The sequence below is a fragment of the Kribbella polygonati genome, assembly GCF_050320105.1.
In the GTDB taxonomy this organism is placed as follows: Bacteria; Actinomycetota; Actinomycetes; order Propionibacteriales; family Kribbellaceae; genus Kribbella.
Map to the genome: position 1 here is coordinate 7,056,274 of NZ_CP190129.1, position 16,433 is coordinate 7,072,706.

The window sequence follows — 16,433 nt, forward strand, 5'->3', positions numbered from 1 at the left end:
GCATACTTCCGCACCTACGGATTGATGCCAGCTTTTCCACAGTCACGGATCGGTGACGGAAACCGGGGCCCGATCCTCGTATGTTGATGGGCATGAGCACAACGGCGATGCGTGACTACCTGGACGGGCCGCACAAGGCGGCGCGGGACGCCGTGCGGGCCGCGCTGGCCGAGCACGCCGATCTGAAGGACCTCGCGGTGGAACTGCCGCGCGACGAGTACCGGGACCGGGTTCTCGGCCTGCTGCTGGAGTCGGCCGCGGCCGGGCTGCCCGCGCGCGGCTACCCGAAGGAGTACGGCGGGGCGGCGGACCTCGGCGGCTTCATCGCGGCCTTCGAGACGCTGGCCTTCGGCGACCTCTCGGTGATGGTCAAGGCCGGCGTGCAGTTCGGGCTGTTCGCCGGCGCGATCCTGCATCTCGGCACCGAGCGGCACCACGAGCGGTATCTGGCGGACGCGATCAGCGGGCGACTGCTCGGCTGCTTCGCGATGACCGAGACCGGCCACGGGTCGAACGTGCAGGCCCTCGGCACGACCGCGACGTACGACGCTGCGACGGACGAGTTCGTCGTGCACACGCCGACCCCGGCGGCACGCAAGGACTACATCGGGAACGCGGCCCGGCACGGGCGGATGGCGGCCGTGTTCGCGCAGCTCGTGGTCGGCGGGGACAGCCACGGCGTGCACTGCCTGCTGGTGCCGATCCGGGACGCCGACGGCGCGGCGCTGCCCGGTGTGACGCTGTCGGACTGCGGGCCGAAGCTCGGGCTGAACGGCGTGGACAACGGGCGGATCGTCTTCGACCAGGTCCGGGTGCCGCGGGAGGCTCTGCTGGACAGGTATGCCCAGGTCGATGCTGACGGCAACTACACCAGCGCGATCGAGAACCCGGACCGCCGGTTCTTCACGATGCTCGGGACCCTGGTCCAGGGCCGGGTGTCGGTCGGCGGCGCGGCGATCAACGCGAGCAAGGTCGCGCTCACGATCGCGGTCCGGTACGGCGACCGACGCAGGCAGTTCGGGGCGCCCGGGAGCAGCGAGGAGACCGTGCTGCTCGACTACCGGATGCACCAGCGCCGGTTGCTGCCGCTGCTGGCCCGGACGTATGCGCTGCACTTCGCACAGGCCGAGCTGGTCGAGGAGTTCGCGCGGGTGTTCGGTGCCGAGAGAACCGACGACCGGGACGAGCACGACCGGCGGGCGCTGGAGGCACAGGCCGCCGGGACGAAGGCGCTCGGCACCTGGCACGCGACCGAGACGATCCAGCTCTGCCGCGAGGCCTGTGGTGGCGCGGGGTACCTCTCGGAGAACCGGTTGGCCACGTTGAAGGCGGACACGGACGTCTTCACCACGTTCGAGGGCGACAACACCGTCCTCCTGCAACTGGTCGCGAAGGGCCTGCTGACCGACTACCGCCGGTCGTTCGGCGAGCTGGACCCCTTGGGTACGGCGCGCTTCGTGGCGGCACAGGCAGTGGAGATCGCGGTCGAGAAGGCGGCGCTCCGCCCGCTGATCGAGCGGCTGCGCGACGTCGTACCGAACCGGAGCGACGCCGGCGACCCCGATGCCGGATTGCGGGACGACGCGTATCACTCCGGGCTGCTCCGGTACCGCGAGGAGCACATGCTGTCCGGGGTGGCGCGGCGGCTGAAGGGTGGGGTGGACGCCGGCGACGACGCGTTCGACGTGTTCAACCGGTGCCAGGACCACGTGATCGCGGCCGGGCGGGCGCACGTCGACCGGGTGGTGCTGGAGGCGTTCCAGGCCGCCGTACAGGACGCGCCGGACGAGATCCGGCCGGTGCTGCAGGACCTGTACGACCTGCACGCGCTGGTGACGATCGAAGCCGAGCGTGCCTGGTACCTCGAGCACGGGCGGTTGTCACCGGGCCGTTCGAAGGCGATCACCGCCTTGGTGAACGACCTCTGCGCGACCGTCCGCCCGGCGGCGGTCGCCCTGGTCGACGCGTTCGGCGTACCGGGCGCGGCGGTCGACGTGCCCATCGTTGTACCGTCACAGCATGAGTGAGTCGATCGAACCCGCGTCGGCCGCCGAGGCCGCCCGTGAGCTCGCCCGGGTGTTGCTGGAGCAGGCGGACGCTCTGGACCTGCACGACCTGCGGGCGACCGCCGCGATCGAGAACGTCCGGGTGCAGGCCCGGGCGCTGGCGGACGCCGTGCACGAGCGTGGCTGGGGCGACATCTTCCTCGGGATCGACTCGTACGACCCCGACGAGCTGGACGACCTGCCGCTCGGCCCGGACGACTTCGACGATCCCGCCGACTACCGGGAGATCGTCGAGGGCGGCGCGCTGGACGACCTGGACGACCTCGATGAGCCGATGCTCCCGGAGAACGGGCTGCGGCTCAGCTACCAGGCCCGCTACGACTACGTGGTCACCGACCCGGAAGCCTTCGTGCGGTACGTGCGCAGCCGGGCGGAGGACGCCCCGGACGACGCGCTGACCGACGACGCGATCGACGACATCGAGGACGCCCAGACCGCGTTCGAGCTGCTCTGCTACCTGGACGGCATGGGCTCGAAGGCGTACGAGTCGTTCGGCCTGGTCCCGGGCGGCGGCGAGGAGTCGCACAAGATCGTCCGGTTCTCGCTCTGGGACCTGGACCCGACCCGGCGCGACGACACCTACCCGTACTAGCACCCGTATCAGCACCCGTAGCAGCAAGAGACCGCCCGCCGTACTGGTCCCCAGCAGCACCAGTACCGCGGACGGCCTCCAGAAAGAAACGCCGACCGCGTCGGGTGTTGGTCGCCACCTCACTGGCGACCAACACCCCACCGACACGGCCGGCGTCCTGCTGTTGCCCCGAGAGGGCAGTGGCCCGAAGGAGGGCGGGCCCGAGACCCATTCCGCGGCCGGCAGGGGAGGTACAGTCCGGTCGCGGACGGGAGTACATCGGAACCACCTGGACCCGGTGCCGGTGACCCGTCCGTCACCGACAAGAGAAAACTGTCACGCGGCCCGGGGTACCGGGAATCCTCCGGTTCAAACATTTGCATTGCCTTTGAAGTAAGCAACGCTCAGTAAAACTTCCTTCACTTTCCGTAGAGATGTTGCCTGCTGCAACAACTATGATCTGGGCAAGTGGTCAGATTTTCAGCAGTTTGACGACCGCCAGCACCCGGCGATGGGTGTCCGGGGCGTCGTCGATCCGGAGCTTCTGGAAGATGCTCCGCATGTGACTCTCGACGGTCCGCTCGGCGAGCACCAGGTGGGCCGCGATCGCGCTGTTCGAGCGCCCCTCGGCGACCAGCGCGAGCACCTCGCGTTCCCGGGCGGACAGTGCGGACAGCGGGTCGTCGGCGCGGGTCGGCGTGACCAGCGCGGCGACGATCTCCGGATCGAGCGCCGACCCGCCGGCTTCGACCCGGCGCATCGCGTCGAGGAAGTCGCCGACCCGCAGCACCCGGTCCTTCAGCAGGTACCCGAAGCCGCCCGTACCGACCAGTCCCACCACGTGCCGGGTCTCGATGTGTTGCGACAGCATCAGGATCGGCCGGTCCGGCCGCTCGGCACGCAGCGTGACCGCGGCCCGCGCGCCGTCGTCGGTCAGCGTCGGCGGCATCCGTACGTCGATGATCGTCAGGTCCGGGTCCACCGCGCGGACGACGTCGAGCAGCACGTCCGCGGAGTCCGCCGTACCGGCGACGTCGTGACCGTTCTCGGTCAGCAGCCGGCTCAGACCCTCGCGGAACAGGGCGGAGTCCTCGCCAATCACGATGCGCACGGGATCTCCACGGTGATCGCGGTTCCCGCGCCGGGCGGGCTGTCGACCGTGAACGCGCCGCCCACCGACGCGACCCGGTCCCGCAGCGACGTCAGCCCGAACCCTTCGCGGGCCCCGCCGACGCCGTCGTCGCGGACGACGGCCCGCAGTACCTGACCGCTGACGCCGACCGAGACCGAGAGCCGGGTCGCCCGCGCGTGCTTGAGCGCGTTCGTGATCGCCTCGCCGACCGTGAAGTACACCGCGGTCGCGGCGCTCTCTCCGACCTCCAGCTCGGGTACGACGAGATCGACCGGCAACGTGCTGTCCGCGACCAGGTGCCGCAGCGCGACCGCGAGCCCGTCGTCGAGCCGGCTCGGCCGGACGCCGTGCGCGATCCGCCGGAGCTCCGCGACCGTGTGCTCGACCGTCTCCACCACCTCGTCGAGCTCCCGGTGCGCCGGGTCGCCGGGCGTGAGCTGGTACTGCACCGACCGCAGCCGCATCCCGATCGCGACCAGCCGCTGCTGCGCGCCGTCGTGCAGGTCCCGCTCGAGCCGCAGCCGTTCCGCGGTCACCTCGCCCATCAGCCGCGCCCTGCTGGTCCGTACCTCGGCCAGCACCTCGCGGAGTTCCAGCCGCAACCGGCTGACCTCGATCGGCAGCCGCGCCTCGACGGCCGCCTCGCGGGCGCGGCGGACGCGGCGCGCGGACGTCGTACCGAGGACCAGCGCGCCGACGACCGAGTCGCCGGTCCGCAACGGGATCGCGCCGGCCGGTACATCGAGCTCCGCACCCGGGCGGCGGAGCAGCACGCGGAGCGCCGGGTCGTCGAGGGCGGAACGCAGTACGGACTCGATCTGTTCGGGCTCGGCCTCGCCGTCGCGGACCCGGCGGACGAACGAGCGGATCCGTTCCAGGACAACCGTGCGGTCCGGGTCGACCAGCCGGCCGATCGCGCGGTGGATCCACTGGTACAGCGGGAGCAGCACGAGGGCGGTGCCGAAGGCGGCGGCCGTGACGCCGACGCGGTCCGGGAAGTACCCGCCGATCACAGCCACCAGGGCGGCGAACACGCCCGCGGAGATCAGCGTGGTGACGATCCAGCTGACGGTCGTGCCGAGCAGGCGGTCGATGTCGAACAGGTCGTGCCGCAGGATCGCGACTGCGATCGCGCCCGGCACCAGGACCAGCATCGCGACCAGGAACCACGTGTAGGCAAGCGTTCCGGGGACACCCAGCGCGGTGGCCACCCAGCTGGCAGCCAGCAGGATCGGTACGGCGAGAGCCGCGGCCATCAACCAGCGCAGCCTCAGCCGCGTGAGCTGATCGCCGCGCCGGTAGCGGACGACGAGGCTGGACGCGGCCGCGAGCAGGACACCGAGGAAGACCACGAACGTGACGACGACCAGCGCCACCCGCAGGGGACCCGACTGGTCCGAGGAGACCGTGAAGTTCACAAGCGCGGCCGACAGTGGTACGGCCGCCCAGAGCAGCTTCCACCGGCGGCCGGGCAGTAGACCGTCCGGGAACAGCAGGACCAACGTCACGAACCCGAGGAACAGCCACGCCCACACGCCCGCGCCGATCACGTCGACCACGCGGGCCGCCGGCCAAGGGTGGGCAGTTCGGGCCGTGGAGCCCCAGTCCTCCACGGTGAAGACGATCGCGGGCATCGTCGCCGTCAACGCGAGCGCCGGCCCGATCGGGCTTGCCGGAACGCGGACGGCCACCAGGCAGCCCAGCGCCAACGCAGGCAACAGCAGGGCGGTCGACGTCGGCCACTCGGCCGGTCCGCCGATCGACGGCGGTCCGTAGGCGAGCACCGCGCGTACGGCGGCGGCCGCGACGAACACGACCGCCGCGGCGACGACGAGACGCCGGGGCCGGACCACAACCACATGATGACCGCAGAACGTGTCGTACGCACCCGTGCCAGCACGTAGTGGCCGGCCCGGGGTCAGGACCGGCGGCAGCACCGATGCGGCGCGCCCGGCGCTGCGGCGATCGTGGAGGAGTCAGCTACTCGAGGAGGGGATTCCCGTGATCGCCATCGCCACCGTCCTGTTCGCCTTCCCGCTCGGCTTCTTCCTGCGGAACCGGCTCGTTGCCCACATCACGTACATCGCGATCTACGGCTACTGCTTCACGTTTCAGACGCTGTACCTGATGAGGTCCTGGGTCGGCGGGAGCCATGAGGCGTTCCCCGCCGACCCGAACCAGTTGCCGATCGCGTACGGCGTGGTCACCGGCGGGATCTATCTCGTCGGCAACCTGCTCGTCGCGCTCGGGTACCGCGTCGGCAGCCGGCGCCGTACCCGGGCGGTGGACCTCGACCCGGTCAAGTGACCAGTCGCCTGGCCCTCTCGGAGGGAGGAGGGTCAGGCGAGTTCCAGTTCGGTCGCCGGGCGGGCCGGGACCTCGCCGTACGTCGTGGTGCGCTGCCGCGCCGGGCGTCCGGCGGCGTCGGCCATCGCGGTCAGCTCGGCGATCGACTTGCGGCTGCCGTGCTTGGAGCCGGCCATCCGGCTGATGGTCTCCTCCATCAGCGTGCCGCCGATGTCGTTCACGCCGCCGTTCAGCACCGCGACGCAGCCGTCGACGCCGAGCTTCACCCAGGAGCACTGGATGTTGTCGATCCGGCCGTGCAGCATGATCCGCGCCATCGCGTGCACCGCCCGGTTCTCGTCGTACGTCGGGCCGGGGCGGGCGATGCCGGCCAGGTAGATCGGCGAGTTCTGGTGGATGAACGGCAGCAGCACGAACTCGGTGAAGCCGCCGGTCTCGTCCTGCACCGCGGCGATCGTGCGCAGGTGCTGGACCCAGTGGTGCGGGGCGTCGACGTGGCCGTACATCATCGTCGAGCTGGACGGCAGGCCGACCCGGTGCGCGGTGCTGATCACCTCGATCCAGCTTGCCGTCGGCAACTTTCCCTTGGTGAGGATCCAGCGCACGTCGTCGTCGAGGATCTCCGCGGCGGTGCCGGGGATGCTGTCCAGGCCGGCCTCCTTCACCGAGATCAGGAACTCCTCGATGGACAGACCGGTCCGCACCGAGCCGTTGATGATCTCCATCGGGGAGTAGGCGTGTACGTGCATGTCCGGGACCCGGTCCTTCACCGCGCGGACGAGGTCGGCGTACGCCGTACCCGGGAGGTCGGGGTGGATGCCGCCCTGCATGCACACCTCGGTCGCACCGATCACCCAGGCTTCCTCGGCCCGCTGCCCGACCTCGTCCATCGACAGCGAGTACGCGTCCGCATCACTCCGCCGCTGCGCGAACGCACAGAACCGGCAGCCGGTGTAACAGACGTTGGTGAAGTTGATGTTCCGATTCACCACATACGTGACGTCGTCCCCGACCGTCGCCTTCCGCAACCCATCGGCAATCCGGGCCAGCTCGTCCAATGCCGGCCCCGTAACCGTCATCAACGTCAACGCCTGCTCGTCGGACAACCCCGCCGGATCCCGCTCCGCGGCAGCCAGCGCCGCCTTCACCTCCGCGGAGATCCGCTCCGGCGAGGACCCGCCCGCAAGCGATCCTCCTGTGGGGGAGGAGAGGGCGTCGCCCGACCCCTCACCCCAGCCACCGGAAGCAGCCCCTGCGTCGGGGAAGGCGGCATCCCCCGTCCCACCGCCGGAGGCGGCGGCTTCTGCGGCGCGGCGGGCGGCGACCTGCTCGCGGAGGGTGTCCCAGTCGCCGTAGGCGGCGTTGAAGTCGGAGCGGGTTTCGGTGCGGCGGCCTTCGGTGTCGATGGCGGTGTGCAGGTCGGTGCGGCCGACGCTGTCCCAGCCGCCGTCGGGTTCCTGCCACGGGAGGCCGACCGGCATCGCGGACTCGTTGGCCAGCCCGGTCGCGGGATCGACGAGCGCCTCGACGTGCGAGATCAGCCGCGGGTCGAGCCACGGCTCCCGCAGGTATTCCGGATGCGCCGTCAGCCGCTCCCGCAACACGAACCCCGCATCCGCGGTCACCTTCGCCAGGTCGTCGATCTGCGGCCACGGCCGCTCCGGGTTCACGTGGTCCGGCGTCAACGGCGACACCCCACCGAAGTCGTCCACCCCGGCGTCCAGCAGCTTCCGGCACTCGTCCAGGTCGACCAGGTTCGGCGGCGCCTGCACCCGCACCCGCGGCCCGAGCACGATCCGGGTCGCGGCGATCGCCGCCAGCCACTCGTCCAGCGGTACGTCGGCGTCGTTGCGCATCGCCGTGTCCGGCTTCACCCGGAACCCCTGGATGATGATCTCCTGCAACCCGTTGTACTGCCGCGCGATCTTCCGCAGCGCGAAAACGGAGTCCGCACGCTCCGCCAGTGTCTCCCCGATCCCGATCAGCAGCCCGGTCGTGAACGGCACGTTCGACCGCCCCGCGTCCTCGAGCACCCGCAACCGAACAGCAGGGTCCTTGTCCGGCGACCCGAAGTGCGGCTGGCCCTTCTCCTCGAACAGCCGCCGCGACGTGGTCTCGAGCATCATCCCCATGCTCGGTGCGACCGGCTTCAGCCGCTGCAGGTCCTGCCACGACATCACGCCCGGGTTCAGGTGCGGCAGCAGCCCGGTCTCCTCGAGTACCCGGATCGCCATCGCCCGTACGTAGTCCAGCGTGCTGTCGTACCCGGCCTCCTCCAGCCAGGTCCGGGCCGCGTCCCACCGCTGCTCCGGCGCGTCCCCGAGCGTGAACAGCGCCTCCTTGCAGCCCATCGCCGCACCCTGCCGCGCGATCTCCAGCACCTCGTCCGGCGACAGGTACGGCGCGTGCACGCGCCCCGGCGTGGTCGCGAACGTGCAGTAGTGGCAGCGGTCCCGGCACAGCCGCGTGAGCGGGATGAAGACCTTCTTCGAGTACGTGATCACGCCGGTCCGGCCGGCGTCGGCCAGGCCCTGGTCGCGGACCCGGGCCGCGGTCGCCATCAGCGCGGTGAGGGCGTCGCCGGTCGCGCCGAGCAGCACCTCCACCTCCGCGGGGTCGAGGGTCTTGCCGTCGTCCGCACGCTTCAGTGCGCGTCGCATCGCAGTCGTCAGTTCAGTGGCCACGGAATCCGAGAATAAGTTGCCGAAAACGGTTGATCCCGCGATTCCGGGAACCAAAATCAATCCGTACGGACGTCCTGATAGTTTGCTGTTCGTGCAGGTCAAGCAGGGTGTCGACGGTCGCCGAAGGCGCGGTGAGCAGCGCCGGAGCGAGCTGCTGACGGCAACTCTGGCCGTGATAGAACGCGACGGAGTCGCAGGTGTGAGCCATCGCGCGGTGGCCGCCGAGGCCGATGTGTCGCTCGCCTCGATCACCTACCACTTCCCGACCCTGGACGCCCTGCTGGTCGCGGCGCTGCAGTCGGCCGCGGAGGATCTCGCCGTCGAGCTGGACGGCCGCGGGACCGAGCTCGGCGCCCGCCCGGCCGACGAGTTGGCTCGCCTGATCGAGCACAGCGTCGTACGCCGTCGCGGCCGGACGCTGGCGCTGTACGAGCTGTACCTGTACGCCGCCCGGCGGCCCGAGCTGCGGGAGTCGGCGCAGGCCTGGCTGGAGCCGCTGACCGAGATCGCGCGGACCTTCACGGCCGATCCAGAGAAGGCGCGGCTGCTGGTCGCGGCCCTCGACGGCCTGCTGATGCAAGCGCTGATCGGGGCGCGGAAGGTGGACCGACGGGACTTCGCCGCCCTGCTCGAGGTGCTGAGGTAGCGCGGGAGCTACCCGCGGTCGGGTGCGTAGGCCAACGTACGGCGAGGGTCCGGGCGGTTGGCTGGACGAATGCTGAGGTTGTCTGTCGGAGCGCTGCGCACCAGGTGGCAGCTGTTCGCCGGCGCGATGGTGGCCGTCGCACTCGGAGTCGGACTGGTGCAGTCGGACCTCCAGATGCTGGCGGCCACCGATCACCCGGTACTCCCGTCCGGACTGTCGGCGTACCAGCGGGCACAGGTCCGCGAGGGGTACGTCGGTGCCGCGACACTGCTCGGGATGTCGGTCATGCTCGCCGTTTTCCTGAGCGTGTTCATCGTGAGTACGACGTTCGGGTTCATGACCGTGCAGCGTCGCCGCGAGTTCGGGCTGCTCCGGCTGGTCGGGGCGCAGCGCGGCTACCTGTGCGTGATGGTGGTGGTCGAGGCCGCACTGCTCGGGGCAGCCGGCAGCGTGCTCGGCGTACCGGTCGGAGCCGTCGCGACCTGGGCGCAGGCGTGGTTGCTGGTCGAGCTGGGGATGCTGCCGTCCTGGTTCGACGCACCGTGGGACGCCGGCGCGGTGTGGGTGGCGATGATCATCGGCATCTGTACGGCGTTGGCCGGCGTACTCGCGGCGGCCTGGCGGGCGTCGCGGATCCGGCCGCTCGAGGCCATCGTCGAGGGGCGCGCGGCACGCCGGGTGATGACGGGGTGGCGCTGGTTCTGGGGGTTGTCGGCCGCGTTTTGCACCGTACTGCTGGTGGTCGCCGCGCAGGCGGCACGGGACCTCGTCGCCGGGTTGATGATCGGGCTGGTCGTGATGATCAGCGGGTCCGTCGCGCTGAGCCAGCTGAGCCCGGTCGTCGTACCGCTGGCCGGCCGGCTCCCCGCGATCGTTGTCCGCGGCAACCTGATCGCGGACCTCGCCCGGGCCGGCGTGCTGCATGCGGTCCGCCGGAGCGCGGCGACCGCGGCGCCGTTGATCGTGCTGGTCGGTCTGGTGGTCGGGATGTGGGGCACGTTCGGTTCGCTCGCGAAGGCGGTCGGCGTCGAGCAGCAACGGCTGATCACCGCCGACGTGGTCCTCGACCACCCGGTCGCGGCCGGTCCGGGGATCGCGGCCGCGTCGGTGCAGACCGCCGTACCGATCGTCGTCACGCGCGGCCGGAACACGGTGTACTCCGAGGCGATCGGGATCGATCCGGCGGCGTACCAGGCGACCCACAGGCTGCGACCGCGAAAGGGATCGCTGGACCGGCTGACCGGGAACACGATCGCGATCGGGCCGGGAATGGCGGTCGAGGGGTACAAGCTCGGGTCGACCTTCAAGGTTGCGCTCGGCAACAAACGGACGACCGTCCGGGTGGTCGCGATCATGCCGGAAACGCTGGATGTCAGCGAAAACTTCTTCATTCCGCGGACCTTGCTGCCGGCCGGCGGGCGGACCGAAACGCTGGTGAAGCTCGCCCCGGGCGGAACGCTGGACGGGCAGCCGGTGAAGAAGTGGGCGGTCGCGCGAGGGGAGGCGCAGCAGCGCAGCAACGCCGACCTGTTCGCCGCGCTGATGGGACTGGCCGGGATCTTCACGGCGGTGGCGGTCGTCAACGCGGTCGTGATGTCGACGGCCGACCGGCGGCAGGAGTTCACGCTGTCGCGGCTCGCGGGGTTGACCCGCGGACAGGTCGTCACGGTCGCGGTCGTCGAGTCGGCCACCGTTGTCGTGGTCGGCGTACTGCTCGGTTCCGTGGTCGCGGCGGCCGCGCTCGCGGGGATCGCGGCCGGGCCTTACGGCCTGGCCGTGTTGGCGATTCCGTGGCGGCTGCTCGGGCTGATCTTCGGGGTCGCGCTGGTGGTGGTCGGCGGTACGGCGGCGCTCACCGCTTCGCGCGCGACGTCTCGCCCGCTCGGCACATCCCGAGGATGATGACGTGGTGGAACGGCCGGACCAGGTTGTAGTAGAACCGCCCGGCCGGCCGTAGGAACTTCACCAGCGTGACGACCTTGAAGGTCGCGGGCCGCTCGTTGTCGGTGATGAACGCGAGGTACCCGACGAGGTGGTTGTCGGTCACCTCGAGCAGCAGGTAGCGGTCCTCCTCGCCGCGCTTCACGGTGAAGAACGCGTCCTTCTCGCCCGGCGTGAAGCTCACCGTCTCCGGCCGCAGCCGGCGCGAGTCCGGGATGCCGGTGGTTTCCAGCCGGAGTACTGCGGCGACGGCCATCCGGGCGGCGAACAACCCCTTGACCCACAAGGGGCTGTAGGTCAACGCGCCCGCGACGAACTCCCGCAGCGTGAGGTCGCCGCGCGCCGTCTTCACGTCGATCTCGTCGACGACCGGCACGAGGTCGTCGAGTTCGTGCAGTGTGGTGGTCATCGGTCCTCCACTAGTCGATGAGGCGCAGGACGAGGTCGTAGATCTCCCGCACGTCCCGCTTGCCGATCGGCGGCACGACCTGCTCGGCACCGATCAGGATCAGGTACAGCAACTGCGCGAACCGGTCCGGATCCACGTCCGTGTCCAGCCCACGACACAACTTCTTCAGGTACGCCGTCCGCGCCTTGTCCACCCGCTCCTGCGCCGCGCGTACGTCGCCATCCTGCAACGCCCAGGCCCGCACGGCGATCTCCAGCGCGGCACTGTCCGGATCCGACAACACCAGCCGCAACAGGTGCTGGAGCTTCGTCCGCGAATCGTCCGTCCCCTCCACCAGGTCGATCAACCGCGTCGTGTACCGCAGCTCGAAGTACTCCAGCAACGCCGCCTTGTACCCCGAAGCCCCTTTGAAATGGTGGTAGTACGACCCCTTCGTAATCCCCAACACCCCGGTCAACCGCTCGATCGTCACCGCCGGCGCCCCCTCCGCCGCCAACAACTCCAACCCGGCGTCCAACCACTCGCCCCGACTCACCATGCCAAAACCGTACCATACCGTTTGGTATGGTCAGCCGACGGTCACCGAGGTGATGTTTGTGGTGCCTTCGAGGACTGTTAGGTGGTGGGTGGTGGTGTTGAAGGTGCCGAAGGCGTTTCCGGTGGACCAGAAGACGGTCTCCATGCGAGGGAGGCGGGGGGTGAAGTGCAGGGCGCCGGTGTGGGCGTTGTAGGTGAAGCCGGTGAGTTGGACGACCGCGCCCCAGGACGCCATCGCGCGGGCGTAGTGGTGGCCGCATTCGGCTTCGTCGTACGGGTTGCGGCGTTCGCCGTCGTACCGTTGGCGGATGTCGGCGATCACCTTCAGGCCCTCGTCGACGAGGCCTTCGGAGATCAGGCCGACGGCGAGGATGTGCTCGAAGCCGGTCATCACCTCGGTGAAGTACGGGAACGGACGCTCCGGCCGGTTTCCGCGCGGATAGCTGCACATCAGTACGGCGGACTCGTCCGCGCCGAGCACGTAGCTGCGCATGTGGTTGAAGTGCCCGGTGAACCCCGACAACCCGTTGTACCGAACGATGCTGCGCAAGGTCGTCGCGACGTGCTCCTCGTCGAGCAGCGTCCCGAGTTGCGTGATCCGCGCCAGGTGCTGCCCGACCAACTGGTCGACCAGGCACCCGTCGCCCAGTTGCAGCACGGGATGCGTCGGATCGGGCGCGCCGGCCCGTTCGCGCAGACCGGGCGCGATGTCGTCGGCCGACGCCGGCGGCCGGATCTCGTGCCGGTAGTACTCGCCGTTGAACAGTTGCGAGTCCATCCACGCACTACCGCTTTCGAACAGCTTCCGGCACACCCCCGCGAAGTCCGGGTCGCCGAGGTACGTCGCCAGTTCCTCACATGCCCGCAGTGCCGCCAGGTACCACGACTGCATCTGCGGGTTCGGCCCGTAGTACTCGACGTCCATCGTGTTGTGCTGGCAGCCCTCCATCACGCCGTCCCGGTCCGCGTCCCACCCGCCGGGGATCCAGCAGAACTCGAGCGCCCGCCGCGCCGCCGGCCACAGCGACCGGAGCATCTCGTCGTCACCGCTCAGCCGCCAGTCCCGGAACAGCTTCACCAGGCACCCGAGCTGCCCGTCCGCGGCCGCGACGTTCCAGTCGCGAGCCTTCGTCGCGAGTGGCAGCCCGACCCGGAAGCTCATCAGCCCGTTCTCGTCGGTCGCCTGCGCGAACTCGACCTCCCGCAGCGACCGCGCGATCTCGCCGAACAGGAACGGCGTCGCCTGCTCGTAGTTCCACACGTGCGTACAACTCCCGAAGCAACTGCCCTCGTGGTCCGAGCAGCCCTCCCAGCCGAAGAAACGCCCGTCCGGCGTTCGGAAGACGGTCTGCGTCCGCAGGGTGCTGAGGTTGAACAGCGCCGCTTCCTTCACCTCGTCGGGCAGATCGCTCGACAGGAATGCGTCGACGAAACCGACCGTACGACGTTCCAGCGAGTCCAGCCGCGGCGCGAACTGCCGCAGCGCGTCCCACGCGTCGTCGTACAGCGTCGTGTAGTGGTTGCCGACGTACTCCGGGTTCTCCCAGCCGCGCCGGTTCGGGAAGTGCCACGCGAGCACGAACGTGAAGCGTTCGGTCTCTCCGGCGGCGACGGTACGTCGGTCCGCGACCGAGGCGACTGGTGTCGGCGACTCGCTCGCCCGTTCGTCGAGCCGGCCGTCCGCGGTGAAGTCGTCCCAGAAGTCGAGCAGGCTGTCGCCCCACGTCCGGTCGGCCCATCCGGTCCGCCGGGACACGTCGACTCCGTCGAGTACGCCGAGCGCGATCGACCCGAACTGCTCCGCGTCCGCCGGAACGCCGCGGCTGCGCAGCAGCACACCGGACGGCTCGACCGCCGTGTTGTAGTTGCCCGCAGCAACGTCGTACGTGCCGTCCCGCCCGATGAAGTTCTGCAGCGACCCCGCGAGCGAGACGGTCAGCGCCGACGCCGACCGGTTCGTGACCGCGAACCGCAGTACTGCGACCGGCCACGAGCTCGCCGCCACGTCGGTCGGCACGAACGGGTTGAACGCCTCCAGCTCAACCTCCACCGGTACGTCGGCATCCCGCAACGACAGCCGCCCGAACGGGTACGCCGTCGCGAACGTCGCCTCCCGGAAGCGCGGCAGCCCGTGGTTCTGCGCCCCGCTCCCGTGCGCGCCTTCGTACTCGCTGAGGTCCAGCGGTCCCTCGACCGCCCGCGTGACCACCGTCCCGTCGGTGGCCGCGGTCCGGATCGCGAAGAACGCCGTACCCGGGTGGAAGCCCTTCGCGGGACGGTTCACGATCTCCCAGTCGCGGAGGTTGCCGCGGCCGCCGAGGCTGACCGTGCCGGTGCCGATGCCGCCGAGCGGCAGGGCGATCCGGCGGAGGTTACGTCCGGCGTACGTGCGCAGGGTTGGCCACATACCTATCGACCCTAGACGCGAAAACCCGCCGGAGAAATCGTTCTCCGGCGGGTTGTGTAGACCAATCAGGCGTCGGCGACGGTGAGCGCCTCGGCCTCGACCTCGGAGTGGTTGGCCGGCACCCGCAGGTGCGACAGCGGCTTCCAGCCGGTGGCCAGTACGCCGACCGCGAGCAGGACGGCGATCGCGCCGACGTAGAACGGCAGCTGGATGTTGAACTCCTCGCCGAGCTTCCCGGCCAGCCACGGCGCGACCGCGCCGCCGGAGAACCGGACGAAGGAGTACGCCGCGGAGGCGGTGCCGCGCTCGACCGGAGCCGCACCCATCACGGCCTCGGTGATCAGCGTGTTGTTGATACCGAGGAACAGGCCGGCGACGATCACGCCGATCGCGAGCACCGGCTTGTGGTGCGCGTACACACCCATCACCGCGAGGTCGGCCGCGAACAGGAACAGGACGGTCATCGCGACCGGCAGCGTTCCGAACCGGGCCTGCAGGCGAGGTGCCACGAACACCGAGGTGAAAGCCAGGCAGAGGCCCCAGCCGAAGAAGATCAGCCCGATCTGCCGCGCCGACATCGCCAGCGGGAACGGCGTGAACGCGAGCAGCGTGAAGAACCCGAAGTTGTAGAGCAGCGCGGTGACCGCCACGGTGGCCAGCGACCGGTGCCGAAGCGCCTTCAGCGGCTCGATGACCGACGTACGGCGAGCCTGCGGGGGCGCGGCGGGCAGCAGGAACGCGGTCGCGGCGAGCGCGATCGTCATCAGGACGGCGACGCCGAAGAACGGGCCGCGCCAGGAGATCGTGCCGAGCTCGCCGCCGACCAGCGGGCCGGCCGCGATGCCGACGCCGAGGGCGGCCTCGTACAGGATGATCGCCTCGGCGACCGAGCCGGACGCCGAGTTCACGATGGTGGCGAGGGCGGTCGCGATGAACAGCGCGTTCCCGAGGCCCCAGCCGGCCCGGAAGGCGACGATCATGCCGATCGAGTTCGACAGGCCGGCCAGCGCGCTGAACACGACGATGATGGCCAGGCCGATCAGCAGGGTGCGCTTGGCGCCGATCCGGCTCGAGACGGCGCCGGTGATCAGCATCGCGACCCCGATCACCGCCATGTAGCTGGTGAACAGCAGCGAGACCTGGGACGGGCTCGCGTGCAGCTGCTCGGCGATCGGCTTGAGGATCGGGTCCACCAGGCCGATGCCCATGAAAGCGATCACGCAGGCGAACGCGACCGCCCAGACGGATTTGGGCTGCTTCAGGAACGACGAGTTGCTCACCGGGGTGTGTCCTCCAACGGTTCAAGGGTGAGAAGTCTGTGGATGACGGCGACGGCGGCCTCCAGGGTGGCGAGGTCGGCCGCGGGCAGCTGACGCAGGTGCGCCGAGAGCGCCTCACCGGCCTGCCGGCGGGCGCTGCGCAGTTCGGCCAGACCCGCGTCGGTGAGGCTGATCAGGCTGGCCCGGGAGTCGGCCGGGTCCGGCGTACGCAGCACCGACCCCTGCTCCTCGAGCCGCTGCACCAGGTTGGACATGGTCGGCTGCGACGTACGGTCCGCCTTCGCCAACTCACTGATCCGGGCCTCCCCGAGCTCGTCGAGCCGCCCCAGCACCCGCATCGCGGCGTGCGGCAGCGTGTTCACGTTCCGGGTGGCCAGCCGCGACAACCGCGTCGAGGCCACCACCATCTCCTCACCGAGCCGAGTCAGGTCAGTTGCGATCACAACCACAAAT

The 16,433-nt window shown here is 70.1% G+C and carries 13 protein-coding genes; 5 read left to right on the forward strand and 8 right to left on the reverse strand.

Annotation, left to right across the window (positions count from 1 at the left end; all coding sequences use genetic code 11):
• Positions 1-92 precede the first annotated feature (92 nt).
• A complete protein-coding gene (locus tag ACQHIV_RS33710; RefSeq protein WP_427888131.1) occupies positions 93-2,027 on the forward strand; it encodes an acyl-CoA dehydrogenase in 1,935 nt (644 codons plus the stop codon).
• Positions 2,020-2,658 (forward strand): hypothetical protein, encoded by a 639-nt coding sequence (locus tag ACQHIV_RS33715; protein ID WP_427888133.1) that lies wholly within the window; start codon positions 2,020-2,022, stop codon positions 2,656-2,658. The genes ACQHIV_RS33710 and ACQHIV_RS33715 overlap by 8 nt, the downstream gene beginning before the upstream one ends.
• 451 nt (positions 2,659-3,109) lie before the next feature.
• Here ACQHIV_RS33715 and ACQHIV_RS33720 read toward each other — a convergent pair whose 3' ends face one another.
• Together ACQHIV_RS33720 and ACQHIV_RS33725 are read right to left on the reverse strand one after the other, a co-directional pair.
• Positions 3,110-3,748, reverse strand: a complete 639-nt coding sequence (locus ACQHIV_RS33720) for a response regulator transcription factor (protein WP_427888135.1) — start codon at positions 3,746-3,748, stop codon at positions 3,110-3,112.
• Positions 3,736-5,622 carry a sensor histidine kinase gene (locus ACQHIV_RS33725; RefSeq protein ID WP_427888137.1) on the reverse strand — a complete coding sequence of 629 codons (1,887 nt, stop codon included), beginning with the start codon at positions 5,620-5,622 and terminating at the stop codon, positions 3,736-3,738. Before ACQHIV_RS33725 ends, ACQHIV_RS33720 begins: the two co-directional genes overlap by 13 nt.
• Positions 5,623-5,770: 148 nt before the next feature.
• Between ACQHIV_RS33725 and ACQHIV_RS33730 the strand changes: the two genes are divergently transcribed.
• The gene (locus ACQHIV_RS33730) at positions 5,771-6,076 is read left to right on the forward strand and encodes a hypothetical protein (RefSeq protein ID WP_427888139.1); all 306 of its coding nucleotides are present in this window, start codon (positions 5,771-5,773) and stop codon (positions 6,074-6,076) included.
• 32 nt (positions 6,077-6,108) lie between these two features.
• On the opposite strand, the gene ACQHIV_RS33735 is transcribed toward ACQHIV_RS33730, so the two are convergent.
• Positions 6,109-8,760: a bifunctional FO biosynthesis protein CofGH gene (locus ACQHIV_RS33735; protein ID WP_427888141.1), complete on the reverse strand. Its 2,652-nt coding sequence runs from the start codon at positions 8,758-8,760 to the stop codon at positions 6,109-6,111.
• Positions 8,761-8,851: 91 nt separating this feature from the next.
• Here ACQHIV_RS33735 and ACQHIV_RS33740 point away from each other — a divergent pair, with 91 nt between their 5' ends.
• On the forward strand, positions 8,852-9,406 hold the full coding sequence (locus tag ACQHIV_RS33740) for a TetR/AcrR family transcriptional regulator (RefSeq protein WP_427888143.1): 555 nt from the start codon (positions 8,852-8,854) through the stop codon (positions 9,404-9,406).
• A gap of 69 nt (positions 9,407-9,475) precedes the next feature.
• Positions 9,476-11,308: an ABC transporter permease gene (locus ACQHIV_RS33745; RefSeq protein WP_427888145.1), complete on the forward strand. Its 1,833-nt coding sequence runs from the start codon at positions 9,476-9,478 to the stop codon at positions 11,306-11,308.
• On the opposite strand, the gene ACQHIV_RS33750 is transcribed toward ACQHIV_RS33745, so the two are convergent.
• The 5 genes from ACQHIV_RS33750 to ACQHIV_RS33770 form a co-directional block, all read right to left on the reverse strand.
• A complete protein-coding gene (locus ACQHIV_RS33750) occupies positions 11,259-11,756 on the reverse strand; it encodes a DUF2867 domain-containing protein (protein ID WP_427888147.1) in 498 nt (165 codons plus the stop codon). The genes ACQHIV_RS33745 and ACQHIV_RS33750 overlap by 50 nt on opposite strands.
• Before the next feature lie 10 nt (positions 11,757-11,766).
• Positions 11,767-12,294, reverse strand: a complete 528-nt coding sequence (locus ACQHIV_RS33755) for a TetR/AcrR family transcriptional regulator (protein WP_427888149.1) — start codon at positions 12,292-12,294, stop codon at positions 11,767-11,769.
• Between the two features lie 30 nt (positions 12,295-12,324).
• Entirely contained in the window at positions 12,325-14,700 is a 2,376-nt protein-coding gene (locus tag ACQHIV_RS33760) for a GH116 family glycosyl-hydrolase (protein ID WP_427888151.1), read from the reverse strand.
• 65 nt (positions 14,701-14,765) lie between these two features.
• Positions 14,766-15,980 (reverse strand): MFS transporter, encoded by a 1,215-nt coding sequence (locus tag ACQHIV_RS33765; RefSeq protein ID WP_427888153.1) that lies wholly within the window; start codon positions 15,978-15,980, stop codon positions 14,766-14,768.
• Positions 15,977-16,423 (reverse strand): MarR family winged helix-turn-helix transcriptional regulator, encoded by a 447-nt coding sequence (locus ACQHIV_RS33770; protein ID WP_427888155.1) that lies wholly within the window; start codon positions 16,421-16,423, stop codon positions 15,977-15,979. Before ACQHIV_RS33770 ends, ACQHIV_RS33765 begins: the two co-directional genes overlap by 4 nt.
• Between the last annotated feature and the right edge of the window lie 10 nt (positions 16,424-16,433).

Coding starts and splice junctions, on each gene's coding strand:
- ACQHIV_RS33710 (WP_427888131.1), top strand. CDS start 93: ATGAGCACAACGGCGATGCGTGACTACCTGGACGGGCCGCACAAGGCG.
- ACQHIV_RS33715 (WP_427888133.1), top strand. CDS start 2,020: ATGAGTGAGTCGATCGAACCCGCGTCGGCCGCCGAGGCCGCCCGTGAG.
- ACQHIV_RS33745 (WP_427888145.1), top strand. CDS start 9,476: ATGCTGAGGTTGTCTGTCGGAGCGCTGCGCACCAGGTGGCAGCTGTTC.
- ACQHIV_RS33750 (WP_427888147.1), bottom strand. CDS start 11,756: ATGACCACCACACTGCACGAACTCGACGACCTCGTGCCGGTCGTCGAC.
- ACQHIV_RS33755 (WP_427888149.1), bottom strand. CDS start 12,294: ATGGTGAGTCGGGGCGAGTGGTTGGACGCCGGGTTGGAGTTGTTGGCG.
- ACQHIV_RS33760 (WP_427888151.1), bottom strand. CDS start 14,700: ATGTGGCCAACCCTGCGCACGTACGCCGGACGTAACCTCCGCCGGATC.